Genomic DNA, 24487 nt, shown 5'->3' on the forward strand with positions numbered 1-24487 from the left:
AGGGTTAAGAATGACAAGAGAAATAGAGTATTTGAATCGCCTGAAATCAGAGATTGCCCCGGCTTTAGGCTGTACAGAGCCGGCAGCAGCGGCACTTGCCGCCGCATACAGTGCGAAAGAATTAGGGGAGGATCCGGTCAGGATTTGCTTAAAAGTAAGCCCCTATATCTATAAGAACGGCATGAATGTCGGGATACCGGGAACAAAGATGACTGGGCTGGATATTGCGTCTGCCCTGGGTGCGGTCAGTGCAGCCCCCGAAAAGAAACTCATGGTGCTGAATGGTATATCAGAAGATGATTTGAAAAAGGCATTGAGCCTGACAGAGGCAGGAATGGTTTCCGTAGAGCTTGCAGATAGCGATGAGAAAATCTATATAGAGGCCTTTACAGCCTCAAAAAAGAATAGAGCAAAAGCGGTGATTTCAAAGAAACATGATTATCTGACATTTCTGGAGAAAAATGGAGAAATCTTATATACACAGGTAGAAACTGAAAATCCGGAATCACTGAAAAAAGAGATACTAAGTCCGGTCGGTGAATTGACTTTGAAGGACATCAGAGATTTTGCTATGAAAGTCCCTTATGAAAAATTATATTTTTTGCGTGATGTTGTACGCCTGAACCGTGAGATTGCGGAAGAAGGATTAACTAAAGATTACGGACTGAATGTAGGGCAAAGTATCTTGATCAAAGACAGGACAGGCCTGTTTTCACAGGATATAGGAGGTTATGCTGTTGCCTTAACTGCGGCGGCGGCAGATGCCAGAATGTCAGGCTGTGAAATGCCGGTCATGAGCGCCGGCGGCAGTGGAAACCAGGGATTAACGGCTACCCTGCCCATCGTTGCAGTCAGTCTGAAGTTAAATAAATCGGAGGAAGAGACCTTCAGAGCCCTGGCGGTCAGTCTGCTGGTCACAATTCATGCAAAGGAATATATCGGACGTCTTTCGGTTCTTTGCGGCTGCTCCATAGCAGCGGCGATTGGAAGCTGCTGTGGAATTATCTTTTTGTTTGGAGGAAGCCTGGAGCAGATGGAAATCGGTGTGAATAACATGATTGCTGATATCTCGGGTGTCGTTTGTGACGGAGCTAAACCCGGATGTGCCCTTAAAATTGCAACTGCAGTAAACTCGGCCATCCGATGGGCCAATATGGCTCTGAATGGAATCGGAGCAGGTGAGCATGACGGTATTGTTAAAGCCGATGTAGAGCACACACTGCGTAACCTGGGACGACTTGGAAATCAGGGCATGAGCCAGACCAATGATGTCATACTGCATATGATGCTGGACAGGTAGGAGCCGTATATGTACAGAGAAAATATGACGGAAAATCAAAGGATACAGGAATGGTTTCTTGCACATAAAGAGGAGATGATTTGTGATATCCAAAGGCTGGTTTCCATAAAGAGCGTTTCTTCTAAAAATGAAGCGGTGTTTCCCTATGGAGCGGGATGCAGGGCTGTATTGGATGAAATGCTGAAGCTTGGCAGCTCCTATGGATTTTCCACAGAAAATCACGCATATCATTATGGCAGGATCCGATGGGGCGAGGGAGAGAAGTGTCTGGGAATCTGGAACCATCTGGATGTTGTAGAAGAGGGTAACGGCTGGAGCTTTCCGCCCTATGAAGGCGTGCTTCATAAAGGTTTCATGATAGGCAGAGGAGTTCAGGATAATAAAGGACCGGCCATAGCCGTGCTCTATGCGTTACGGTGCATAAAAGAATTGAAGCTGCCATTAAACATTCAGGTAGAACAGCTCTTGGGATGTAATGAAGAGCAGGGAATGGAGGATATCGATGTATTCCTTAAGGCGGGGGAGATACCTGATTTTTCCTTTGTCGCAGACTGTAGTTTTCCCGTATGTAACGGTGAAAAAGGAATTTGTGAGCTGGAGCTGTCAAGCGAGAGCAAAATCACAGAAGTATTGGAACTTTGCGGAGGGGAATCCGCTAATTCCATACCATCAAAAGCCAGAGCTGGTTTAAGCAGCGGAGAAGAAATAGAAACCCGGGGCAGAAGCGGTCATGTGGCTTTTCCGGGAGAGATGGTAAATGCACTCGGAGAGCTTTTTACCCTGTTAAGCCAGAAAGATCCTATGGGGTGCCTTCAAAAGACATTTGATTTCCTTGGAAGGGCCGGCCGGGAATCCAGTGGTGAGACTCTGGGAATTTCCTGGAAAGATGAGACGTTCGGGGCATTGACCTGTGTTATGACAAAAGGCGATATAAAACAGGGAAGACTGCATGTTTTGTTTAATATCCGCTATCCACATTCCTGGAATTATCAGGAAATGCTGGAAAAGGTACGTGACAGGGTCATGAAGTATGGATTATCTTTAAAAGTGGTCCGCAACAGTCCTTCTTATCTGGAAGAAAATGAGAACATTGATGAGTTGCTTCAGGCTTATGAATCAATTATGGATGAAAAGGGATATACCTATACCATGGGGGGAGGAACCTATGCGAGAAAACTGCCGGATACAGTGGCATTCGGGCCAGGCCTTCCAGCGGACCTTTCCGCAATAAATTTTCCGGAGGGACATGGTGGCTGCCATGGACCGGATGAAGCACAGTCTATAGACCAGTTAATAACTGCCGGAAGAATTTATGTGGATAGTATATTGAGATTAAATTCTTCATGGAGTTAATTTATAGTTGTATTAGAAAGGAAAAGTAAAATTATGAATAAAATATCGATAGGAAATGGAAGTATCATAGTTCCGGAAATCGGACTTGGCTGTATGAGGCTGACAGAATTGGACGAGAAACAGGCATTGAAGCACGTCAACACAGCTCTGGAATACGAGTGTAATTTCTTTGACCATGCGGACATCTATGCAGGAGGAGAGTCGGAGCGCCTGTTTGGAAAAATAGTGGATTTAAAAGGTGCAGAACGGGAAAAGCTGATTATACAGACAAAGTGTGCAATCCGCCCCGGAATTTGCTATGATTTTTCAAAAAGGTATATTCTGGAGTCTGTAGATGGGAGCTTAAAAAGGCTACAGACAGATTATATCGATATCCTGCTGCTCCACAGACCGGATACCTTGATGGAACCGGAAGAAGTGGCAGCAGCCTTTGATGAACTGAAAAACTCCGGTAAGGTCCGACATTTTGGTGTAAGTAATCAAAACCCGGGTCAGATAGCGTTGTTGAATAAATATTGTGACAACCAGATACAGATCAATCAGCTTCAGTTTAGTTTAACAAACTGCGGAATGATTGATGCAGGGTTGAATGTCAACATGAGCAATGGGGAAAGTGTTAATCGGGACGGCGGCATCCTGGAATATTGCCGTATTCATGATATTAGCATACAAGCATGGTCTCCGTTCCAGTATGGGATGTTCGAAGGAACTTTCCTGAATAAAGAAAAATTCCCTGAACTGAATAAAAAAATTGATGAAATGGCGGATAAATATCAGGTAACAAACAGTGCCATAGCAATCGCATGGATTTTACGTCACCCGGCGAATATTCAGCCGATTGTAGGAACCACGAATCAGCAGCGCCTGAAAGATATTTTTTCGGCATCTGATATTGCACTTACAAGGGAAGACTGGTATGCTTTATATATGGCTTCAGGGAAGCAGCTTCCGTAAGATGCGTTCTGAAATTTGACATATTAGGAAAATTATCAAGTAAATTTTTCCTTTTTTGGAAAAACTTACTTGATAATTGATTTTATAAGGGTTATACTTATTTCCATAGCCCAACGCATAAGGAGGGAAATATTTATGAACCAGGTTACAGTAAAACATGAAAAACCAGGGTATCTGGTATCGGAGGCGTATAAGTCTTTACGTACGAATCTTCAATTCTGCGGGGAGGATAAGAAAGCAATTGTTGTTACGAGCTGTACGCCCAATGAAGGGAAGAGCAGCGTAAGCCTGCAGCTTTCCATTTCGCTGGCAGAAAGCGGGAAACGGGTATTGCTGATAGACGGAGATCTCAGAAAGTCTGCGATGCTGGGGAGAACGAAGGCACGCCAGCAGGGAACAATTATGGGATTGACACATTTCCTGGCTGGACAGTGTCCTGTTGAAGAAATTATCTGTGCTACAGATGTGAAAGATTTTCAGATTGTTTTTTCAGGTCCATTTCCTCCAAATCCCGCAGAGCTATTGGGTGGGAAGAAGTTTCGCAGTACGATTCAGGCACTGAGAAAGATATATGATTATGTCCTTATAGATACACCTCCACTCGGAAGTGTGATTGACAGTGCGATTGTAGCGGAAATTTGTGACGGTTCTGTCCTGATTATTGAGTCGGGAGTAATTAGCTACCGATTTGCACAGCAGGTAAAGGAACAGCTGGAAAAGAGCAATTGTCCGATTCTCGGTGTGGTTTTGAATAAGGTAGATATGCAAAAGCAAAATTACGGTAAGTATTACGGCAAGTATTATGGTGAATATGGAGCAGGCGGAAAAAAGTAATCCGCGCTTAAAGAATCAGATATAAAAAGATACCCCCACACCAACAGCAACTGATGTGGGGTTATCTTTTTATATCTGGTTATTTTGTTAATCCACGGGCGATGTGGATATCTTTTACTGTGACTGTACCATCTGTTACAAAGAAGGAGATGCTTTCCCCCGGTTTTGTATAGAACCGTGCATTCAATGCGATTCCATTTACATATAATGTTGATACTGTATCATCCACAATCAGTTGTATATGATATGTCTTTCCTTCCTCCAGATGGATTGGTCTTTCCAAGCCAAGATTCATGCACTGATACCAGGGCCAGTTCGGATTTTTCTCAAACAGAACTCTTTCTTCCCCTGACAGGAAGTGATACTGGTATGCCTGCCCGTCTTCGGTATTTTCATAAAAACGAAGTCCGAAGTCTTTTACCTTCGTTTCCAGAGAAATGGTTGCGTCAAGGCGGAAGATATCACCGCTCTTTACATCCGGAATTTTTGAAGTCCGCTCCCCTTGGGAAGAAATACGTATATCGGGAAGCTGTTCTTCATTCTCGAAGGTATTCCATACCTCATCGGGAACCTTTACCCCAAGCGTTCCATCCGTCCTCTGGTACACTTCATGAGCCATAAAGGTGCCGGCCCATTCAAAGTTTCCGGTGTCTGTGCAATCTTCCCGTGTGGGAACCCATCCGAATAAAAATCGTCTTCCGTTCATCGCACAGGTTCGTGCCGCATAATAAGCTCTGCCGTCAAAAGCATCGTCTTCCGGTGTGATCCATGGTCCGTAGATGCTTTTGGACATACGGTATATCATACGGTCTCTGTCGCTGTATTCGGATATCACATGATACCACCAGTCGCCAATCCGGAATAAGTCCGGCATCTCATGCATGGTGTATAATCCGGGTGAAAAAAAATCGCCTTTGAATTCCCAGTTTTTCAAATCGGGAGAGGTGAAATATACGGTACAGCCTGTCTGGGCTGTTTTAGGAGAGTTTTTTCTGGTCCCCAGAAGGAGTAAGTACTGGTTTTCTTCTTCATTCCAAAGGACGAAAGGATCCCGCCAGTCACCCGGATCATATCCTTCCTGAGGGGAAAATGTCAGATCGTCATTTGTTTTTTCCAAATGAATCAAATCACTGCTGACCGCATGCATCAAAACCTGGGGATTTTTCCCCATACCTTCATAATCTCTGTTATAACCCGTATAGAAGGCGTGGAAACTGCCTTCGGCCTCAAACACAGAACCGGCAAATATAAACTGGTCCTGCTCGTCCATGCTGCCTCTGGGAATCGCTACGCCCTTATCTTCGTAGTGCACAAAGTCCCGGGTAACTGAGAGATCCCATCCAAAGGGTTCTCCAAATGGTTTTGGGTTCCGGTTATCCCTTTGATGAAACAGATAGAAGATTCCATCATGAGCCCAGGGCATACAGTCACCAAACCATGTCCCCGGTTCCTGATAATATAATTTTGTCATAAAATTTTTATCCTTTCACGGCTCCGCCAACGGTGAGGGAGTTTTCAATTTTTTCGCTGAAGCATAGATAAAGAATGATTGTCGGTATACTTGCCATCATCATAGTAGCCCCCATCGCTCCCCAGTTTGTGCTGTGCTGGCCGACAAAGGTTGCCAAGCCTGCGGGGAGTGTTTTAAGGCTGTCGCTTGAAATCATAACTGTGGGGAGGATATATTCATTCCAAATCCCCAATGCTGCGAAAAGCATAGCCGAAGCAATGGCCGGCTTTACCAGAGGCAGCATGATGGAGAAGAAGGTTCGGTATACACTTGCTCCATCTATAAACGCCGCCTCTTCCAGTTCTCTGGGCAGTGCCCGAAAGGCCACGGACAAGATCATAAATGGGAAGGCTATGTTAAATGCAATATAAGGCAAAATCAATGCGCCATAAGTATTCGCCATGCCCATATTCTTAATCAGGACAGACAGAGGAATCAAGCTTACCTGTAATGGTATAAATAATCCGATGGAAATAAACATTGTTGCAAGGCCCTTCAGTTTCCATTGCATTCTGGCGACTGCATAGGAAAAGGGAAGTATCAGTGTAAAAATCCCCGCCAATGATACCACTGTCGTTAGGACGCTGTTCTTGAAATAGGTGAGCACATCAAAGGTAGTGATTGCCTTTACGTAGTTTATCCATTGCGGGGATAAAGGAAGGCCAAATGGATTGCTGTAAAATATCTCATCATTTGTCTTTAACGAATAGCCAATCAGGTAAAGTAAGGGATACAGGCTGATGCAGGCAAACACCACCAGGATGATTGTCTGGACATAGGCTGTTTTATGCTTTCTTCTTTCCATATGCATCCCTCTCCTTTCTTTCTCCCAGAACTATATTGATCACTCCGATCGCAAGCAGGCACTGTAAAATCAATAAAACTGCCGATGTACATCCGTATCCGTATTTACGCAGTTTAAAGGCGCTGCGGAATGTCATATATGTGAGACTGTAAGTAGCTGTTCCCGGCCCGCCCTGGGTCAGTAACTGCATCTGCGCATAGATGTTGAATCCGCCGGTGATTGCAAAGATCAGACTGGTTCTCATCGTATCTTTCAGCATAGGTATTAAAATATGAAAATTGCTCTGCCATCTGCTGGCCCCATCGATACTGGCTGCTTCCAGGTAGTCTGTAGGAATGGAGTTGGCAGAAGAATAGATAATTACAAACTGATATCCCATATACTGCCATGCATTCACAAAAGCAATGATGTAGATGGCTATGTTTTTATTTGAAAGCCAATCTTGGCGATAGGAGCTTCCCAGCATCTCAAAAACTCGGTTAATTAATCCTATTTCCGGATTCAATATAGAGGACCAAAGCTGGCAGACCACTGTAACAGATAAGACCACTGGGATAAAGAGACTGCTTCTGATAAACTTTCTGCATTTGATTTTAGGGTTCATCAATACCAGAGTCAAAAACAGACCTACAATGACCTCCAGAACAACAAGTACAGCAGCAACAATCATACCGTTACGAAAGGAACGCCAGAACACTCTGTCTTGAAATAATCTGACATAGTTATCAAGACCTGTAAACGTTCCTGTGGTCAGGCCGTCCCAGTCATAGAAACTTTTTACCATCGTCTGCAAAACCGGATAAAAGGCTATCACTCCGAAAAAAACCAGGCATGGCATCGTGAAAATAAAAATTGCTTTTTTATCCGCCAACATTTTATTCATCGTATCACTCCTGTCCGCCTACAGAGTCAACAAGATCATCGATAGAGGTCTTCAACTCATCTGCATCCATACCCGTCAGCATTTCCTGAAGAAGTTCGACAAAAGGAGTTGAAAAGTCCACATTTTTCATGGTATGTGTCCAGGTGGTTTTGAAAACCATCTTCTTTATCTCTTCCGCCTCGGTTTTTGCCAGCGCCGGAATTTCTTTTACTGGTGTCAGAGACGGATCCACATCCATGATGGCCGGTATTTTGGCCTGATAGATATAGTTGCCTTCAACAGAAGCTTCGGCCAAAAGAGCAGCTACATCGGCCACAAGCTCCTGGTCCTTGGTATCTGCAGAAATGGCATAGCCTTCATAAGTAAAGCCACCGGAAAATGCATAATAGTTCTGCTCCTGTTCTTTACCGGCATCCGCCGTAGGATAAGATTCAAAATATCCCAGATCGTCCCCCAGCTTTTCTTCCAGAGAAGAGATGTCCCAGTCACCATTGATGAACATGGCCGCTTTACCGGAGGTAAACAGGCTCTGGGCTGTATCGTAATCCGTAGAGGTACTCCCGGCTTCAAAAAAGTCGCTATCCACAAGCTTCATCATCTTATCAATTGCTTTAGAATATCCATCATCCGATGCATGAGCCTCCGCTTCAGAAAGTGCTTTAATTCCACCCTCGTTATACTTCAAAGCAAACATGTCAAAGAAGGCGCCGATTACAAATCCTTCCTTTGCAAAGATAGAGCAGGGAATAATATCTTTTGCCTTCAGCTGTTCTGCAGCTTCCGACAGTTCCTCATAATTAGTGGGAATCTTAATATTATTGTCTTCAAATACCTTTTTGTTATAGTATAAAAGAATTGCTGATGCACCGCCGTCCGGGAAAATGTATGCCGTGCCATCATCATAATAAGGTAAGTCCTTTGCCGAATCCAGCAATTTATCAGAATAGCCTGTCGATTTGATCAGCTCATCAAGATTCAGCAGACTTCCGCTTGCGGACAAGGCTTCAACATCACCTGCATTTACATGCGCAATATCAGGCATATCACCTGTGGCGGCCCGTGTTTTCAGCGTCTGACCGTCATCCTGCGCGTGGGCTTCTATTTCAAACTTGATATTAGGATACTTTTCCTGCACCTTTTTTATGGCATAATCTACGGATTCTTTTTCGCCCTCTCCGTAGTGTGTATACAGTTTCAGCGTCCTGCTGACATCTGTTCCCGATTCCTGGCCGGAAGTTTCTGTACTGCCGGATTCTGCTTTCTTTTCCGGTGCTTTTTCTGCGTTGTTCCCACATCCGGCTAACGTAGATGCTAACAGTATTCCGGTTAAAAACAGGCTGATGCTTTTTTTCTTCATCTTCTTTTCCTCCTTGAATTTATATATATAGTATTTCATAGCTTTGCCTTTTTGTCCTGATAATAATGCGCATAATATAGAAAAAAACAAGCTTTTTTAAACGCGTTTTTTCTTTTGCCTGAAAAAAACAGGCGTAACTGGAAAAAACAGGCTGGTTTCTTTGTATAACTTGTATGCAGGTTCGCATTAAACTATAATGTAGAAAGGATGAAAAAGATTTATGGAGGCAAATGATGATACGGAAATTTCAAACACTTTTTCTTGATTTAAAATTAAAACAGAAGCTCATCCTTATTATCTTGTCAAGTATTCTGGTGCAAAATCTTATTCTTTTGGCTTTCTCTAATAAACTACTGTATAATAAGGAAATAAAATCAGCAAAGCAGCATATGGAGAATGAGTGCTTTCTGATCCAAAATCAATTTGAAACCCAATATCAGAACACAATTGTGTGTTCTAACGAACTGATTAAAAATATCAATCAGCTGATGGGTACAGTCCCTTTTAAAAATACAACGAAAAACCTGTTGGAGTCCTCATTTCGCTATAATCTTCACCTGTTTCCGTTTCTGGACTCTATTTTGTTCTATGCCCAAAATGAGCAAGAATTGATATATGCCGGAACTGAAATCCCCCCGGATTCTGATGCAATATTAAAGAGAATTCTATCCGGAATTCCTGATAAAGGAATTCCTCAAGACATGTTTCTTGATATCAATTATCGCCCGGATACGGGGATCACCTCGGAGCCTGTGCTTACTTTTTGCAAGCGTGTGATTCAAATTGATACCGGAAACACCCTTGGTTACCTGATATTTAATATCAAAGAAAGTAAGATTTCGGGTCTCTTTACAAATACAGACCAGCATTATTATCTCTTGAATCCGGAGGGAAATATCGTATCCTCCACACACAAAAAGGAGCTGATGAGCCTTGCTGACGAAGACCTCCGGGCACTTATATCCACCCGGAAAAGCGGAAATGGTTTTTTAAAACTTTCCGATGAGGACAGTCTGATTACCTGGGTAGAATTAGAAAAGTTCGATTATGTGCTGCTTAATCAGACCTCTATTTCAGACTTAACGGTTAATATCCGTCATAATACGTATTTAATTTTGATTGTATGCTCACTTACTTTGATTAATATATCGCTTTTGATTGGTGTCTTCTCTTACCTGGTTACAAATCCACTGGAATATCTGACCCGTAAAATTCACAAGGTGGAGGAAGGGGATCTTAAAACACGGTCTCACCTTTTACGAAAGGATGAATTTGGTGATATCTCGGACAGCTTTAACCAGATGGTTCAGGAAATTGAAAAACTGACGGATCGGATTAAGACAGAAGAGAATCAGAAAAGAAGGTATGAGCTTTCCCTGATTCAGTCTCAGATAAATCCACATTTCTTTTACAATGTACTGGATTTAATCTATGTAATGTGCTTTCAGCGGGAATCCAGGGAGGCTGCGGCCGTAACAAAATATTTGGCTGATTATTACCGCAGTTCTCTGAGCAATGGAAAGGAATTTATACCCTTGAAAGAGGAGTTTGATATCGTAAAAAGCTATCTATCTATTCAGAAATACCGCTATGATGATATTCTGGACTACCAATTGTTCCTTCAGCCGGCAGTGGAACACATTCTGATTCCAAAGATGACCCTGCAGCCACTCGTCGAAAATGCACTATACCATGGCTTGAAGGAAAGTGCACATAGCGGTAAAATTATTGTTAAGGCACACCGTGTTTCGGGATATATCTTTCTGAGTGTTCGTGACGATGGTGCAGGAATGGAGGAGACTTTTATGCAGCAGCTTCTTCAATCCAGTGAAAATCAGGGCCATTTCGGACTCAAGAGTGTTATATTAAGACTGACGCTATACTATGGTGAAGCCTTTCGTTATCGGATTTTCAGCAGAAAAAACGAGGGTACTACAATTTTACTTCGTATCTCAGATAAAATTATGCGAGGAGAGAAGTTATGATTAAGGTTCTGATTGCAGATGATGAAATTCATTTTAGAAACTATATGCTTACAGCGGTGGACTGGAATTCCCTTGGGTTTCAGATCAGCAGTGTGGCGCAGAACGGACAGGAGGCCTTAAGTGCTATCCAGGATTCCTGTCCTGATCTGGCATTTCTGGATATTAACATGCCTCTTATGGATGGGATTTCACTGGCTGAAAAGGTACGTGAACTGGCTCCGGATATGATGATGGTTTTTGTCACAGGCTACTCTGACTTTGCATATGCAAAAAAAGCGATTCAACTGCATATTGAAGATTATCTGCTGAAACCCTTTTCACCGGAGGAACTGACTAGGCTGCTGCTGCTGCTGAGACAGAAATACGAGCGGATACGTTTACGGAACTCCAGAGACCGGCAGGCGAAGCAGGTAATTATGGATAAGTTTCTAAACTCTTTATTATCCTATATCCCAGAGGATTCCATAGTTTACGAAAGCAAGAAAAACGTTCCGGAGAATTGGAAGATTTCGGATTTCTTTAAGGTGATGGTCGTTGAGATTGGATATCTGAACTGCATGGAACTCAGCAAGAGGGATTTGCCCCTCTGGAAATTCAGTGTCGTCAATTGTATGAATGAAATGTTGTCGGGGACAGAAAGGTTTTATTCCTTTTATGGCCCTTGTGATCGTATCATCTATCTGTTTAACTTTCGTGATAAAGACGCTCATAACAGGTATTCCGATTCGCCGGTGAAAAAAGCAGCGGATTTTATTCAAAAGTGTTTTCCGATTACTCTTTCCATTGGTATCGGAAACCTGGTAACAGGAGAGGAGGAAATCAGTATCTCATATAAGAATGCTCTTCTGGCTCTGCAAAATCATGATTCCGGAAATAGAAACATCCATTATTTTAATGAAAATATGCCCGGCCTTTCCAAGGGATTTTACAGTCTGGATGTCTATAATCGTATAATGCTCGCACTCAGACAGAATTCAATTTCAGAGGTAGAAGATATTCTGAAGGAAGTGGAAAGAGAGATACTGGACAAAAAGTATGACAGTGACTCCATCCAGACAATATTTTCCTCCATTTTTTCCATCTGCCTGTCTTTTATATCCGAAAAAAATGGAAATATCTTGGAGGTATTAGAAAATGACCTTTCCTGGTACCAAAACGGCTTTGCTACGGCGCGCATTCATGATACTTGTATGTTTCTTCTGAAACTGTATGATAAAACCCTTCAACGATATTCTGCTACACGGTCTTCTCACTCCATGCAGATTATAACTCGTGTACAGAATTATATCAGAGAACATTACATGGAGGAAAATCTGTCTGTGGAGCAGATTTCGGACTATATGATATTGGACGCCAGCTATATCCGAAAGTTATTCAGCAGATATATGAAATGCACGATTACAGATTTTATATTGACAACCCGTATGGAACATGCGCGAAAACTTCTGGAGCAGGGGGAGACAAATGTTACCCGGTTGTCAGCGGCTGTGGGGTATAAAGATTCCGGGTATTTTGGTAAGGTATTTAAAAGGTATTATGGTACGACGCCAAAACGGTATGCCGGGAAGGGGAGTGAGTGACAAATGATGCTCATTTGGGTTGCAGATTATAAAAAAACGTGTTATGTTGATAAAGTCAGAAAATATGTGAAAGGGATGAGCATAGAGGAAGCGGTGGAAGCCGCAGTCAACGAGAGCTTGAGAGAAGGAGTTTTGACGGATTTCCTGACCAGGCATCGAAAGGAGGCTATCCAGATGCGTATATTTGAATACAATGAAGAGGAGGAGCTGGCATTACTTCGTCAAGAAGAACGTGAAGAAGGCCGAGAAGAAGGAAAGAAAAAAATAGCTTTAAATATGAATCATAAAGGATTGAGTATTGAATTGGTTGCGGAAATTGTTGAAGTTAGTGTTGACATCGTAAGGCAGTGGATTGGAAATTCCTGAAATACTAAGAACAAAGTGAGACACAGATAAAGAAAGGCCTGAACTACTTGGTCTTTGAATTACGTGAGAACCTGCCGGCAATATAAGATATAGAAAGAAGAATGAAATCTATAATTTTAGATATCCATTCATGTGATAAGTGTCTTTTGCCCTATTGAGCCTGATTGGCTCTTTTTTTGTGCAGAAAGGCATTGGCGTGAGTACAGTATTGTTCGGCTGCGGGGGCTCGGATAGAAAATCTCATTAAAAGGAATGTAGGGCTTGAACTAACAAGTAATGATATAGTGGAAATGATCCAGGATGTCAATTCAACCTCACTAGCCGGAATTATTGATACAGCTGTATTGGGATATAGCGGGGAGACTATTGAAAGAGCAATTCAAATATTAGGAAACCATTTGAGACACGTTCACTTTGCAGATGGAATTCCTAATGGCCATTTTATATTAGGAGAAGGGGAACTACCTCTTTTTGAAATGCTGCAAGCTTTGGACAATTCTAATTACAAGGGAAGGATAAGTTTGGAGATATTAAATAATCTGTATGTGGAGGATCCCGAAAGTGCTATGCAAAAAAGCTTTGATTGGTTATTAGAACACATTTCAGATTAATCAAGGTAACTTCTATTTGTCTTTATGTCTAAACAGTTTGTAAGCGGTCTTACCAGTGGAGCGGTCAAAGGTTGACGTTGCCTGGTAATCGTATTACAATATGACATTATAATATATGGAAGGTGAACATCAGTATATGACTATAACAACAGTATTATTTGATTTTGATGGAGTAGTAGCAGATACAGAGATGGGCACATCAGTATACCTGCAGAAAGCATTCGCGCAGTATGGAATAGAACTGACTGATGACCAGAAAAAATCATATATAGGGACAGATGGAAGGAAACAGACAGAAAAGATTTTAAAGGAATATGGGAAGGATATATCCGTGGAGGAGTTTTTTGAGGTGAGAAAAAAACTCGGCAGCTATTATGAAAACAGTCCGCTCTTAAAGCCAATTTCTGGATTGCAGGAGCTTTTCGATTATCTCCGCATGAAAGAATTGGGAATAGGTCTGGTTTCGTCCACCAATTCCAAACTAATTATCACAGCTTTAAATCGTATGAATCTGGTTCATTATTTTGATACAATCATATGCGGAGACATGGTGAAATGCAAAAAACCGGATCCGGAAGGTTATCTTATGGCAATGCAATATTTACATGTTTCGCCAGAAGCGTGTATCATTGTGGAAGACTCGCCTACGGGGATACAAGCCGGACTGAATGCAGGAGCCCTGGTAGCAGGATTTAAGGGAAGTGAAATCAAACAAGATACGTCAAAGGCAAACATCACATGGGAATCGTATAGAGATGCGATTGCTCAGATGAAAGAGCTTTTGACAGGAGAACATAACGAGTAAGCCTGCCTTTTGGCAGGCTTACTTTATGCATGAAATTATTGCCGTTAAAATACAATAAATTCCCTGTAACTTGTCCGTTGTGTTTTTGCGTTTTAGGATAGAATAAGGATAAGACAGAATATATTTGAAACAACGGATGGAGGTGGAGGATGTCTATTCATGTAACGAATGAGATTGGCAGCTTAAAAAAAGTAATGCTTCATCGGCCCGGCAAAGAGTTGGAGCATCTGGTGCCGGGAGAACTGGAGCGGCTGCTGTTTGACGATATCCCTTATCTGAAAGCAGCACAACAGGAGCATGATGAGTTTGCGGATATTCTAAAGAGTCAGGGAAGCGAAGTTGTATATCTGGAAGATTTGGCAGCAGAAGTACTAAGAACAAGTCCCGAGATCAGAGAAAACTTTATTCGGCAGATTATTGAGGAGGGCGGAAGCCTGGCGTTGAAATTTAAGAGCCAGCTATCTGAACTTTTGAATGCTATTGAGGATGAAAAAGAATTGGTACTGAAAACTATGGCAGGAATCAGTATGCATGAGTTGAAGGAGACGGGACATAGTCCATTGGCAAATCTGGTAAAGCACAGCGGCCGCTTTGTGATGGACCCGATACCGAACCTGTATTTTACCCGGGATCCCTTTGCCAGTATCGGTAATGGTGTCAGTCTGAATCACATGTACTCTAAGACGAGAAGAAGGGAGACGATATATGGGGAGCTGATTCTTCGGCATCACCCCGATTTCTCTGAAGATATGCTTTTTTATTACAGAAGAGAAAATCCCTTTTGCATCGAGGGAGGGGATATTCTGAACCTGAGCCACAAGATTCTTGCGGTGGGTATCTCGCAACGAACGACACCGGAGGCCATTGAACTGTTGGCACAGAATATTTTTGAAGACAGGGATTCAGAAATCGAGAAAATTCTGGCTCTGGATATCCCAAGCATACGGGCCTATATGCATCTGGATACGGTACTGACTCAGATTGATTATGATAAGTTCACGATTCATCCCGGAATCCTGGATAGCCTGAAAGTATATGAAATCTGCCGGGGGATCCGGAAGGATTCCTTATCTGTAATTGAACGAAAGGGAACACTAGCGGAGATTTTATGCAGCTGTATGGGACTTGATAAGGTAACACTGATCCGTTGCGGCGGAAAGGATTGGATGGCCTCTGAGAGAGAACAGTGGAATGACGGCTCCAATACGTTGTGTATCAATCCGGGAAAGGTAATTGTGTATGACAGGAATTATATTACGAATGGGATTTTGCGGGATAACGGTATTGAAGTGTTGGAGATGCCAAGCTCTGAGTTGTCCAGGGGAAGAGGCGGTCCGAGATGCATGAGTATGCCGTTGATACGGGCGGATTTGTAAAGTGAAAGGAGTGTAAGTAATCATGTCATTTAAAATACCAGAATATCATCATCCGGATTTTAACCGGAAGCAGTTTAAGGATGCGCCTGAGGTGCGGTATGAGGAAGCAGAAAAGGATGGAGTGGCACCGGAATATTTCCACAGCACTTCCATGTATCCGGAGTACTTCAAAATCGGAGGAAGATGGATGCTGGCTGAAGAGAGCCGTATGGATTCCAGTGTAGTAATCTGTGACGATGGGCACCTTGCCGTAGTGGAGAACCGGAACCTGAAAAAAGGGGATAAGGTCATCCTGGGCCGCACTGAAAACTGTGAAGAAGGCATCTATATGCACTGCAGAGGCTTTGAAGAGGAAGGGAACCAGTTAGATGACAAGTTTGTATTTCGTCAGGGAAGAAGCCGTGAAACCTCTTATGCAAGAGATTACGATAATTTGTTTGAACTGCTCAGATATGAGAAAGAGCATGGAAATATTGTATGGGTTATGGGACCCGCATTTGCCTTTGATCATGATGCCAGAGAGGCGATGTCGGGCATGATCAAAGGAGGCTATGCACACGGACTGATGGCTGGTAATGCACTGGCTACGCATGATCTGGAGGGGGCGCTGCTGCACACAGCTCTGGGACAGGATATTTACACCCAGGCGTCACATCCGAATGGGCATTATAACCATCTGGACGTGATTAACAAAGTAAGAAAGAGCGGTTCCATTCCGCAGTTTATTCAGGATTATAACATTGATAATGGAATTATCTATAATTGTGTAAAACACAATGTCCCTATCGTGCTCACCGGATCCATCCGTGATGACGGTCCCATACCCGAGGTCATCGGAGATGCTTATCTGGGGCAGGGGGCTATGCGTAAGCTGATTAAAGATGCTACCTGTGTCATCTGTCTGGCCACTATGCTGCATACGATAGCCACAGGAAATATGACTCCGTCTTTTAGGGTGCTGCCTGACGGAACGATCCGTCCCGTGTATCTGTATACTGTGGATGCCGATGAATTCGTAGTGAATAAGCTTTTGGATCGGGGAAGCTTGTCCGCCACAACCATTGTAACAAATGTTCAGGACTTTATCGCTATTGTTGCCAAAGGGTTAGGCGTGATGGAGTAAATCATGTCTGTAAGGAATCTTCCTGCAGTTCAACATGCTGTCTGAAGGCTCCGGGTGTTATGGTACGGAATCGCAGAAAATTTCGGGTCAGGGTTTTGGCATTGTTGTAACCTACATCTATGGCGATTTCTGTTATACCCTTTTCGGTATTTTTTAGTAGTTCAGAGGCACGGTTTACCCGGATGAAGTTTAAAAAGTCAGAGAAATTCTTTTCTACCAGATGCAGCAGGAGGATGTTTAACTCCCGGATCGTGATATGGAATCTGCCGGCCGTTTCTTTCGGCGTCAGTTTCCGGTTATAGTTCCGGTAAATATAAGATACAACTCCATATGCATCTCTTGTGATTTCTATATTGCACAGCTCCTGTATATTCTGATAGGTTTTCCTGAAATCATTGGCTTTCATGCCTGTTCGGGCGGCGAATACCTTACAGAAGTGGGAGCTGTCTGCAAATCCCAGAATTTCAGCAAGCTCTTCCATTGTAAAATTTGTATGAAGAAGGAAATCAATCGTCTTGCCGATACGCATCTCATGCAGGAGGTTAAAGAAAGACAGTCCCGTAGTCTGGGTGATGTAGAGGCTGATGGAGGATTCACTCATATAAAAGATTCGGGATAATTCTTCTAAGGTCAGCTTCCGGCTGAGATGGTTGTACATATAATGCAGAATATCACTTTTCTGTATATCGGATCGGATGGGACAATAATTATGGTTTTGAACTCCTATACGCTGGAAACGGACAATCAGTTCCACCAGTTTGTTCTTTAAAAACAGGGAATGGTACAGGGGTTCCATCGTTGATGACATCATCGGCATCATGTTGATTTCCCGAAGAAGCTGTTCGAAGATTTCCCGGATTTGAAGATAATCTTCCTGTCCGCAGTGTACTACCGGGCAGCTGTCCATAAATTCAATTGGGGTTAAGGATCCGGTATCTCCATTACAGGAGGATTTTATCAGTACGTTTACCGTATCAAAATAGTACACCAGGAGGAAAAACTGAAGTGGAGAATCCACCTGGACGATATCAGATATCTGCCAAGGAAGTATGGATACTATGGTACCGGGACACAGATTGTATTCCCGGTCCTGAAGTTTCAGGACACCTGTGCCCTTATTAATCAGCCAGAAGCGGGACATCCGATGGATTAAAGGGGTGGTGGGGTTTTCGATGATTTCGGTATCAATACTGCAAATCTTCCGGTAATGCTGCCCGGAACAATCGATATCCTGGATGCATGTCTTTACCATGGCGAACCTCCTCGTTTTATTAGATGCTATTATGATGCTACTATACTATTTAAGGGATAGCAGTACAAGGCTTGGCTGAGGGAATCCTGCATATTTATTATAAAATAAACAAAAGTACGAAGGGGGAACCGAAAAAAAGGATTTTTGTACAATTGCAAAATACTGATATTTATTTACAATAAAAGAAAAGATAAATATTCCTGAAAAACTGTTATTTTTCACGCATATATCAAAGGTGATTTCGAGATGAAATCACCTTTGATATAGAAAAGGATCCCGTTTAGAAAATCATATTGAAAGAAGGAAGGAAAGAGATTATGCAAAAAAAGGTAAAAAAATTAATTATTTTGGGTATGGCGGCTTTGATGGCATGTTCTGTTATGGGCTGTGGAAAAGGCTCTGGGAGCGGCGACGAGATTGTATTGGGATACATAGGGCCGCTTACCGGAGAATCTGCTCTTTGGGGTAAGGTGGAGTCCGATACGTTGAAGATGCTGGTCGAAGAAACCAATGATAACGGAGGCATTCTGGGTAAGCAGATTGATTTGAAAATTTATGATAACCGCGGTGATGCGGTGGAAACCACCAATGCCGCCCGCAAGGCGCTTCAGAGCGATAACGTTGTAGCATTTATCGGACCGGATTCCTCTTCCTGCGCCATTGCGCTCAGTGAGGTGTGTGAGGAGTACAAGGTTCCCCATATCACTACGACAGGTACCAATTATAAGGTGACACAGCATGAGGAAGACGGATCTGTCCGCCCCTATGCGTTTCGTATCTGTCTGTCGGATCCACAGCTGGGCGATATTATGGGGGGGGTATGCATTTGAAAAATTGGACTATAAAAATGTAGCGATTCTGTATGAAATCAGCAGCGAATATTCTTTGGGAATCACGCAAAACTTTACCGAAGCTTTTGAGAAAAAAGGTGGTAAGATAACAAGCTCAGAGGCCTATAAAACCGGAGATGTGGATTTTCGTGCGCAATTGTCCAAGATTAAAAATCAGGGAGACTTTGATGCACTTATGATACCGGCTAATTATAAAGAAGTGGGGCTGATTGCAAAGCAGGCCAGAGCTCTGGGAATCGATGTTCCATTTCTGGGAGTGGATGCATGGATGATGCAGGATCTGTTTGAAGTTGCGAAGGACGAGGTTCAGGAAGCTGTATTTCCCTGCGCTATGGATGTAAATGATGAAAACTTAAAAGAGTTTAAGGCCGCTTTTCAGGAAAAATGGGATATGGATCCAGATAAGGGAGGTACCGATGCGTATCTGGCTTATGACTGTTTTGATCTCATCAAGGCGGCCATAGAGACAGCTGGCGAAGCAGATCCGGAGAAAATCAGAGATGCTTTGGAAAATTCCAGGGATGTGCAGTGCCTGACCAGTGTGATTTCTATAGATCCCGAAACGCATAACCCTATACGTACTGCCTCTATTTTTCAGATTCAGGGAACTGAGTTCGTGAAATTGGATGAATACCGTTTCGAGTAAATTATCGTCCTTTGAAAGGGGGGAACTCTTTTGTTCTTTCAACAATTAATTAATGGGTTATCGATTGGCAGTATCTATGCCCTGATGGCAGTGGGATACTCACTGATTTACAGTTTACTGAATTTTACTAATTTTGCGCACAGCATAACAGTTACAATTGGTGCGTTCTGTGCATTTTTTGTGCTGGCGGGTCTGGTACAGAATTTGTTTGTAGGAATTATAATAGCAGTTCTTGCGGCAGGCGGACTTGCCATGTTAATCGAACTTTTGGGATACCGCCCGCTCCTTAAGAAAAAGGCCCGCCGTATCTATCTGTTGATTACAGGACTTGGGATATCTACCATGTGTGAAAACCTGATTATTATTAGTTTCAGCAGCCGATTCCGGGTGTATCCGGTGAATTTTTCCAATAAGTCTATTCATTTGTTCGGGGCGAGCATCGGACAGGTAGACCTGATTATTTTTGTAGTGTGTATTGCAGCTTTGATTCTTGTCGAATTGTTCATACATAAATCCCGTTTTGGCCTGGCAATCAGAGGAGCTTCCTTTGATCTGGATGCAACGGCCATTATGGGCGTAAATGTACAGAAGCTGATTTTGATTGTATTTTTGATTGCGGGAAGCCTTGCAGGATTGGCAGGAGCACTGCTGGGTGCGAAGTACACGGCTTTTCCGACTCTCGGAACATCCATGACGAACAAAGCGTTCATAAGTTCTGTATTCGGCGGGCTTGGAAGTATTCCCGGTGCGGTTCTGGGTGCAATTCTGCTGGGGATAGGGGAAACTATGATTTCCAGTTACGTATCCTCTTCCATGCGGGATATCTTTGCTTATGCACTGTTGGTCATTATATTGTTTGTGCGTCCGGCGGGTCTGCTGGGAAAGCATACAGAAGACAAGGCATAGGGGGGTGAAGAGATGAATTACTGGCTTGGTGTTGCAACTTTAACCGGAATATATATGATCGCAATTCTGGGGGTCTCTGTACTTACTGGTTTTACAGGTCTGTTCTCTATGGGACATGCGGGATTTATGGCAATCGGAGCATATACGTCTGCCTTGGTTACAAAGACTTTTCATGTACCCATACTGGTGGGTTTGATCTGCGGAATGCTGGCAGCCTTGCTGATCGGTCTGCTGATCGGATATCCGACACTGAGGCTGAAAGGTGACTATTTTGTAATTGCAACTCTGGGAATCGGTGAAGTGACCAAATTAATTATAGAAAATCTTCCTGACCTCACAGGGGGAGCCAGAGGTATGACGGATGTGCCCGGTGGAGCTACATTTCCCATGGTACTATGTTTCCTGATAGTAACGGTCTGGCTTCTGCACAATTTCATTCGATCCAAACACGGAAGAAATTGTATTGCAGTCAGGGAAGAAGAACTGGCTGCGGCTTCCATCGGAACCAGTGTGGCCAGTTATAAATTACTGGCTATGGGAATCAGCTGTGCTTTATGTGGTATTTCAGGAGCATTACTGGCTCACTATATGCACTACTTAAGTCCTACAATGTTTAGTATGATTAAATCGGACGAATTGGTAATGACAGTAATTCTGGGCGGATGCGGCAGTCTGACAGGAACCATAATCGCTTCTATGATTCTGGTTCCGCTTCCGGAAATCCTGCGGTTTGGATCTGTTCAGGAATGGCGCATGGTGTTTTACGGGCTTCTGGTAGTACTGGTAATTATATTCAAACCGTCCGGGCTCATGGGAACAAAAGAATTGAGTATATCAGGAATCCGCAGTTTCTTCGGTCACGTGAAATACAAAGGGAAGGAGCGATGATTCATGGAACAGCAGAAATATATACTTCAGCTTAGGAATGTGGTAAAACACTTTGGCGGTATCACGGCTTCTGATAATATAACGATTAACGTACCCAAAGACAGTATCTATGGCATTATCGGCCCAAACGGCGCAGGGAAGACCACGCTGTTCAATATGATTACGGGGGTATATAACACTACGAAAGGAGACGTCTTGTTTCAAAATGAGCCCATTAATGGGCTGCCTACCCATGTCATCGCCAGAAAAGGAATTTCGAGAACGTTTCAGAACATACGTCTGTTCGGTGACTTAACCGTGTATGAGAACTTGCTGACCGCATGCCAGAAGAACATTACATACGGTCTGTGGGACGGGTTCTTCCGCACCAGGAAGTGCCGGAGTCAGGAAGATGAGATGCGAAAATTCTGTGATGCGCTTCTGAAGGATGTCGGGCTTACCGAACAGCGGGGGCAAAAAGCCAATAACCTGCCCTACGGCATGCAGCGCCGCCTGGAAATAGCCAGAGCACTTGCAGTCAAACCTGACCTTCTTCTTCTGGACGAACCGGCAGCAGGCATGAACGAAGAGGAATCCTCAAAGCTTTCGGACTTCATACGGGAAATTCGAAACAAAAAAAATATTACAATTGTGATTATAGATCATCACATGGATGTGATTATGGCCATCTGTGACAGAATCTCAGTGCTGAACTTCGGTACGCTTCTGGCTGAGGGGAAACCTGAGGAAATACAAAATAATCCAGAAGTTATTTCTGCGTATCTGGGGGTGAATGAGTCATGATGAACGTAGAGAATCTCAGTTTTTCATATGGCAAGATTCAGGCTATCCGTGATGTCAGTTTTGAATTAAAGGAAGGCGAGATTATGGCAATTGTGGGAGCCAACGGTGCAGGAAAGTCCTCTCTGATGAAGTGTATTGCCGGATTGCTGAAACCCCAGAAGGGTGAAGTGCATTATAATGATACGAAGCTTGAAAGTGCACCGTACAAGGTCGTGGAGCAGGGAATCTGCCTGGTGCCGGAGGGACGCTGGATTTTTCCGAACCTGACGGTGGAGGAAAATCTGCTTCTGGGGGGATACACCAGTAAAAACAGAGCGGGTGGTATAAAGCGTGCTTATGAGATGTTCCCGCGCCTGGAGGAAAGGAGCAAGCAGCGAGCCGGTACCATGTCCGGAGGGGAACAGCAGATGCTTGCTATTGCCAGAGGACTGATGGCAGAACCCAGGGTGCTCTTGTTGGATGAGCCGTCTCTGGGGCTGGCGCCGCTGATTGTAAATGATATTATGTCCATTATTAAGAAAATCAATCGGGAAGGTATCTCTGTACTGCTGGTGGAACAGAATGCGAGAAAGGCTTTGTCCATTGCTCATCGAGCCTGCGTTCTGGAACAGGGACAGATTATAAAGCGTGGTACAGGGGCAGAGTTGGCCGCTGATGAGAGCATTGTGGCTGCTTATCTTGGAAAAATAAAAAAATAAACGAGAAAGAGGGGATTTTTGTGGAAGAACGTGTACAAAAAGCGATGTTCGATTACTTTCGTCTGGAAGGACAGACAGCTATTGTCACCGGCTCAGGTAATGGAATCGGACGGGCTACAGCTATACTTCTGGCGGATCTGGGGACACAGGTGATGGTGTGTGATATAGAGGAAGACAGTGCGCTGAAGGTGGCCGGAGAGATTGGTAAGCGGGGCGGAACCGCTATTGCTGCAAAGTGTGATGTGGCAAGTCTGGAAGATATCCGGATGACGGTTGCAAAGACTGTGGACTCCTTTGGAAGCGTGGATATTCTGGTGAATAATGCCGGTGGTTTCGGAGGGGGAAAGACTTTTGACAAGATGACTTATGAGGAGTGGGACAGGTTGATTCGTATTAACTTGACGGGAACTTATATGTTCACGAATGAAGTCGTGCCCTATATGGTAAAGAAACAGCACGGTAAAATCTGTATGGTCAGTTCCGGTGCGGCGCTGGGATATGATTTTTCGGATCCCCATTACGCTGCATCCAAGGCAGGTATGATTGGGCTGGCGAAGGAACTGTCTCAGGAACTGGCAAAGCATCATATCAATGTAAATGCTCTTGGTACAGGGCTTACGGATACTCGTATGGCACACCTTCCGGGGCGGTCATGGGAGGATGAGACAAAGGGACTGCCCTGGTACCGCGTGGGAACACCGGAGGACCAGGCTTGTGCTATCGTGTTTCTGGTGTCAGAAGCAGCAGAGTATATCACCGGACAGGTTCTGTGTCCAAACGGCGGGGCGTGGATGTAGGGATTGGAAAGGAGAAGTGTTGAAAGATGGAATACGATTATTTAAAAATAGGGGGGAAATCAGCCATTGTAACAGGCGGCGGCAGAGGTATCGGAAGAGCCACAGCCCTTGCGCTGGCCAGATTTGGATCCAAAGTTATGGTGTGTGATCTGAGGGATGACTGGGGTAAGTCTGCCGTTCAGGAAATCCGCCAGGCAGGCGGAACAGCAGAATATTGTCACTGTGATGTGTCTGATACAACCCAGGTGAAGGCTCTGGTTAATCATGTAATTAAAACATTTGGAACCGTAGATATATTGGTAAATAATGCAGGAATCGGAAGCGTTTCTCTGCCATTTGAGGAAATTACGGATGAAGATTGGGATCGGATGCTCAAAGTGGATCTCACCGCTCCGTTCTATCTTTGCAGAGAGGTAATCCCTTATATGAAAAAGAAGGAGTACGGCAAGATTATTAATATAAGTTCCGGATCTGGAATTATCGGCTGTGAATTTTGTACGCATTACGCCTCTGCGAAGGCAGGTCTAATCGGGTTTACACAGTCCATTGCCAAAGAACTGGGTGAATATCATATTAATGTTAATGTAATTGCAGTTCCGACTACGCAAACCCCTATGCTGAAAGAGACTGATTTTGATGTGTTTGTGGAGGATGAGCTGAAAGACATTCCATGGGGACGCATCGGAGTACCGGAGGATATTGCAGATATGGTATTGTATCTGTCCTCAGATTCCTCAGAGTATGTTACGGGACAGGTACTTGCGCCCAACGGCGGACGTAGAACTCCCGTATGATAAGCGAAGGAAAACAGACGCATATTTGAT

General features: G+C 43.7%; 24 protein-coding genes. 19 read left to right on the forward strand and 5 right to left on the reverse strand.

Going from position 1 to position 24487, the window contains the following annotated elements; genetic code table 11:
* The first annotated feature begins 10 nt into the window (after nucleotides 1-10).
* From KNL20_RS04420 to KNL20_RS04435, 4 genes are all read left to right on the forward strand, one after another.
* Complete coding sequence (locus KNL20_RS04420) at nucleotides 11-1300, forward strand: L-cysteine desulfidase family protein (protein WP_230399413.1); 1290 nt, start codon at nucleotides 11-13, stop codon at nucleotides 1298-1300.
* A 9-nt stretch (nucleotides 1301-1309) separates the two neighbouring features.
* Complete coding sequence (locus tag KNL20_RS04425; protein WP_230399414.1) at nucleotides 1310-2653, forward strand: Sapep family Mn(2+)-dependent dipeptidase; 1344 nt, start codon at nucleotides 1310-1312, stop codon at nucleotides 2651-2653.
* Nucleotides 2654-2686: 33 nt separating this feature from the next.
* Nucleotides 2687-3607: an aldo/keto reductase gene (locus KNL20_RS04430; protein WP_230399415.1), complete on the forward strand. Its 921-nt coding sequence runs from the start codon at nucleotides 2687-2689 to the stop codon at nucleotides 3605-3607.
* Nucleotides 3608-3742: 135 nt separating this feature from the next.
* Complete coding sequence (locus KNL20_RS04435) at nucleotides 3743-4441, forward strand: polysaccharide biosynthesis tyrosine autokinase (protein ID WP_230399416.1); 699 nt, start codon at nucleotides 3743-3745, stop codon at nucleotides 4439-4441.
* 79 nt (nucleotides 4442-4520) lie between these two features.
* Here the strand turns inward: KNL20_RS04435 and KNL20_RS04440 are convergent, their stop codons facing one another.
* Genes KNL20_RS04440 through KNL20_RS04455 form a run of 4 tightly spaced genes read right to left on the reverse strand, consistent with a single transcriptional unit; the run spans nucleotide 4521 to nucleotide 8996 of the window.
* A complete protein-coding gene (locus KNL20_RS04440) occupies nucleotides 4521-5912 on the reverse strand; it encodes a glycoside hydrolase family 32 protein (protein ID WP_230399417.1) in 1392 nt (463 codons plus the stop codon).
* A 7-nt stretch (nucleotides 5913-5919) separates the two neighbouring features.
* On the reverse strand, nucleotides 5920-6756 hold the full coding sequence (locus KNL20_RS04445) for a carbohydrate ABC transporter permease (RefSeq protein WP_230399418.1): 837 nt from the start codon (nucleotides 6754-6756) through the stop codon (nucleotides 5920-5922).
* Nucleotides 6737-7639 carry a carbohydrate ABC transporter permease gene (locus KNL20_RS04450; RefSeq protein ID WP_230399419.1) on the reverse strand — a complete coding sequence of 301 codons (903 nt, stop codon included), beginning with the start codon at nucleotides 7637-7639 and terminating at the stop codon, nucleotides 6737-6739. The genes KNL20_RS04445 and KNL20_RS04450 overlap by 20 nt, the downstream gene beginning before the upstream one ends.
* Before the next feature lie 4 nt (nucleotides 7640-7643).
* The gene (locus KNL20_RS04455; protein ID WP_230399420.1) at nucleotides 7644-8996 is read right to left on the reverse strand and encodes an ABC transporter substrate-binding protein; all 1353 of its coding nucleotides are present in this window, start codon (nucleotides 8994-8996) and stop codon (nucleotides 7644-7646) included.
* A gap of 230 nt (nucleotides 8997-9226) precedes the next feature.
* On the opposite strand from KNL20_RS04455, the gene KNL20_RS04460 reads away from it, so the two are divergent.
* The 7 genes from KNL20_RS04460 to KNL20_RS04490 all read left to right on the forward strand — a co-directional run bounded on the left by KNL20_RS04460 (nucleotide 9227) and on the right by KNL20_RS04490 (nucleotide 16842).
* Nucleotides 9227-10981: a cache domain-containing sensor histidine kinase gene (locus tag KNL20_RS04460; RefSeq protein ID WP_230399421.1), complete on the forward strand. Its 1755-nt coding sequence runs from the start codon at nucleotides 9227-9229 to the stop codon at nucleotides 10979-10981.
* Nucleotides 10978-12561: a response regulator gene (locus tag KNL20_RS04465; RefSeq protein WP_230399422.1), complete on the forward strand. Its 1584-nt coding sequence runs from the start codon at nucleotides 10978-10980 to the stop codon at nucleotides 12559-12561. The genes KNL20_RS04460 and KNL20_RS04465 overlap by 4 nt, the downstream gene beginning before the upstream one ends.
* A gap of 3 nt (nucleotides 12562-12564) precedes the next feature.
* Nucleotides 12565-12927, forward strand: a complete 363-nt coding sequence (locus tag KNL20_RS04470; RefSeq protein WP_230399423.1) for a hypothetical protein — start codon at nucleotides 12565-12567, stop codon at nucleotides 12925-12927.
* A gap of 242 nt (nucleotides 12928-13169) precedes the next feature.
* On the forward strand, nucleotides 13170-13538 hold the full coding sequence (locus tag KNL20_RS04475; RefSeq protein ID WP_268966548.1) for a sugar phosphate isomerase/epimerase family protein: 369 nt from the start codon (nucleotides 13170-13172) through the stop codon (nucleotides 13536-13538).
* A gap of 136 nt (nucleotides 13539-13674) precedes the next feature.
* Nucleotides 13675-14343 (forward strand): HAD family hydrolase, encoded by a 669-nt coding sequence (locus KNL20_RS04480; protein WP_230399424.1) that lies wholly within the window; start codon nucleotides 13675-13677, stop codon nucleotides 14341-14343.
* 149 nt (nucleotides 14344-14492) lie between these two features.
* Nucleotides 14493-15719: an arginine deiminase gene (arcA, locus tag KNL20_RS04485; RefSeq protein ID WP_230399425.1), complete on the forward strand. Its 1227-nt coding sequence runs from the start codon at nucleotides 14493-14495 to the stop codon at nucleotides 15717-15719.
* Between the two features lie 22 nt (nucleotides 15720-15741).
* A complete protein-coding gene (locus KNL20_RS04490; protein ID WP_230399426.1) occupies nucleotides 15742-16842 on the forward strand; it encodes a putative NPN-dependent ornithine cyclodeaminase in 1101 nt (366 codons plus the stop codon).
* Between the two features lies 1 nt (nucleotide 16843).
* Here KNL20_RS04490 and KNL20_RS04495 read toward each other — a convergent pair whose 3' ends face one another.
* On the reverse strand, nucleotides 16844-18094 hold the full coding sequence (locus KNL20_RS04495; protein ID WP_230399427.1) for an AraC family transcriptional regulator: 1251 nt from the start codon (nucleotides 18092-18094) through the stop codon (nucleotides 16844-16846).
* Between the two features lie 317 nt (nucleotides 18095-18411).
* Between KNL20_RS04495 and KNL20_RS15900 the strand changes: the two genes are divergently transcribed.
* Genes KNL20_RS15900 through KNL20_RS04530 form a run of 8 tightly spaced genes read left to right on the forward strand, consistent with a single transcriptional unit; the run spans nucleotide 18412 to nucleotide 24457 of the window.
* A complete protein-coding gene (locus tag KNL20_RS15900; protein WP_268966535.1) occupies nucleotides 18412-18924 on the forward strand; it encodes an ABC transporter substrate-binding protein in 513 nt (170 codons plus the stop codon).
* Complete coding sequence (locus tag KNL20_RS04500; protein WP_268966536.1) at nucleotides 18833-19591, forward strand: ABC transporter substrate-binding protein; 759 nt, start codon at nucleotides 18833-18835, stop codon at nucleotides 19589-19591. Before KNL20_RS15900 ends, KNL20_RS04500 begins: the two co-directional genes overlap by 92 nt.
* 30 nt (nucleotides 19592-19621) lie before the next feature.
* Nucleotides 19622-20497 carry a branched-chain amino acid ABC transporter permease gene (locus KNL20_RS04505; protein WP_230399428.1) on the forward strand — a complete coding sequence of 292 codons (876 nt, stop codon included), beginning with the start codon at nucleotides 19622-19624 and terminating at the stop codon, nucleotides 20495-20497.
* A gap of 12 nt (nucleotides 20498-20509) precedes the next feature.
* Complete coding sequence (locus KNL20_RS04510) at nucleotides 20510-21385, forward strand: branched-chain amino acid ABC transporter permease (protein WP_230399429.1); 876 nt, start codon at nucleotides 20510-20512, stop codon at nucleotides 21383-21385.
* 3 nt (nucleotides 21386-21388) lie between these two features.
* Nucleotides 21389-22168, forward strand: coding sequence for an ABC transporter ATP-binding protein (locus KNL20_RS04515; protein ID WP_230399430.1), 780 nt, complete (start codon nucleotides 21389-21391; stop codon nucleotides 22166-22168).
* Nucleotides 22165-22866 (forward strand): ABC transporter ATP-binding protein, encoded by a 702-nt coding sequence (locus KNL20_RS04520; RefSeq protein ID WP_230399431.1) that lies wholly within the window; start codon nucleotides 22165-22167, stop codon nucleotides 22864-22866. The genes KNL20_RS04515 and KNL20_RS04520 overlap by 4 nt, the downstream gene beginning before the upstream one ends.
* A gap of 20 nt (nucleotides 22867-22886) precedes the next feature.
* A complete protein-coding gene (locus tag KNL20_RS04525; protein ID WP_230399432.1) occupies nucleotides 22887-23663 on the forward strand; it encodes an SDR family NAD(P)-dependent oxidoreductase in 777 nt (258 codons plus the stop codon).
* 26 nt (nucleotides 23664-23689) lie between these two features.
* Complete coding sequence (locus KNL20_RS04530) at nucleotides 23690-24457, forward strand: SDR family NAD(P)-dependent oxidoreductase (protein ID WP_230399433.1); 768 nt, start codon at nucleotides 23690-23692, stop codon at nucleotides 24455-24457.
* Nucleotides 24458-24487 lie beyond the last annotated feature (30 nt).

It is taken from the genome of Novisyntrophococcus fermenticellae (assembly GCF_018866245.1).
GTDB classification, from domain to species: domain Bacteria; phylum Bacillota; class Clostridia; order Lachnospirales; family Lachnospiraceae; genus Novisyntrophococcus; species Novisyntrophococcus fermenticellae.

What these genes read in the sequence shown, in the direction of transcription:
- KNL20_RS04515 (WP_230399430.1), top strand. Translation starts at nt 21,389, where the DNA reads ATGGAACAGCAGAAATATATACTTCAGCTTAGGAATGTGGTAAAACAC.
- KNL20_RS04455 (WP_230399420.1), bottom strand. Translation starts at nt 8,996, where the DNA reads ATGAAGAAAAAAAGCATCAGCCTGTTTTTAACCGGAATACTGTTAGCA.
- KNL20_RS04520 (WP_230399431.1), top strand. Translation starts at nt 22,165, where the DNA reads ATGATGAACGTAGAGAATCTCAGTTTTTCATATGGCAAGATTCAGGCT.
- arcA (WP_230399425.1), top strand. Translation starts at nt 14,493, where the DNA reads ATGTCTATTCATGTAACGAATGAGATTGGCAGCTTAAAAAAAGTAATG.
- KNL20_RS04465 (WP_230399422.1), top strand. Translation starts at nt 10,978, where the DNA reads ATGATTAAGGTTCTGATTGCAGATGATGAAATTCATTTTAGAAACTAT.
- KNL20_RS04460 (WP_230399421.1), top strand. Translation starts at nt 9,227, where the DNA reads ATGATGATACGGAAATTTCAAACACTTTTTCTTGATTTAAAATTAAAA.
- KNL20_RS04480 (WP_230399424.1), top strand. Translation starts at nt 13,675, where the DNA reads ATGACTATAACAACAGTATTATTTGATTTTGATGGAGTAGTAGCAGAT.
- KNL20_RS04500 (WP_268966536.1), top strand. Translation starts at nt 18,833, where the DNA reads ATGAGGAAGACGGATCTGTCCGCCCCTATGCGTTTCGTATCTGTCTGT.
- KNL20_RS04495 (WP_230399427.1), bottom strand. Translation starts at nt 18,094, where the DNA reads ATGGTAAAGACATGCATCCAGGATATCGATTGTTCCGGGCAGCATTAC.
- KNL20_RS15900 (WP_268966535.1), top strand. Translation starts at nt 18,412, where the DNA reads ATGCAAAAAAAGGTAAAAAAATTAATTATTTTGGGTATGGCGGCTTTG.
- KNL20_RS04430 (WP_230399415.1), top strand. Translation starts at nt 2,687, where the DNA reads ATGAATAAAATATCGATAGGAAATGGAAGTATCATAGTTCCGGAAATC.
- KNL20_RS04425 (WP_230399414.1), top strand. Translation starts at nt 1,310, where the DNA reads ATGTACAGAGAAAATATGACGGAAAATCAAAGGATACAGGAATGGTTT.
- KNL20_RS04530 (WP_230399433.1), top strand. Translation starts at nt 23,690, where the DNA reads ATGGAATACGATTATTTAAAAATAGGGGGGAAATCAGCCATTGTAACA.
- KNL20_RS04470 (WP_230399423.1), top strand. Translation starts at nt 12,565, where the DNA reads ATGATGCTCATTTGGGTTGCAGATTATAAAAAAACGTGTTATGTTGAT.
- KNL20_RS04490 (WP_230399426.1), top strand. Translation starts at nt 15,742, where the DNA reads ATGTCATTTAAAATACCAGAATATCATCATCCGGATTTTAACCGGAAG.
- KNL20_RS04420 (WP_230399413.1), top strand. Translation starts at nt 11, where the DNA reads ATGACAAGAGAAATAGAGTATTTGAATCGCCTGAAATCAGAGATTGCC.
- KNL20_RS04510 (WP_230399429.1), top strand. Translation starts at nt 20,510, where the DNA reads ATGAATTACTGGCTTGGTGTTGCAACTTTAACCGGAATATATATGATC.
- KNL20_RS04445 (WP_230399418.1), bottom strand. Translation starts at nt 6,756, where the DNA reads ATGGAAAGAAGAAAGCATAAAACAGCCTATGTCCAGACAATCATCCTG.
- KNL20_RS04440 (WP_230399417.1), bottom strand. Translation starts at nt 5,912, where the DNA reads ATGACAAAATTATATTATCAGGAACCGGGGACATGGTTTGGTGACTGT.
- KNL20_RS04435 (WP_230399416.1), top strand. Translation starts at nt 3,743, where the DNA reads ATGAACCAGGTTACAGTAAAACATGAAAAACCAGGGTATCTGGTATCG.
- KNL20_RS04450 (WP_230399419.1), bottom strand. Translation starts at nt 7,639, where the DNA reads ATGAATAAAATGTTGGCGGATAAAAAAGCAATTTTTATTTTCACGATG.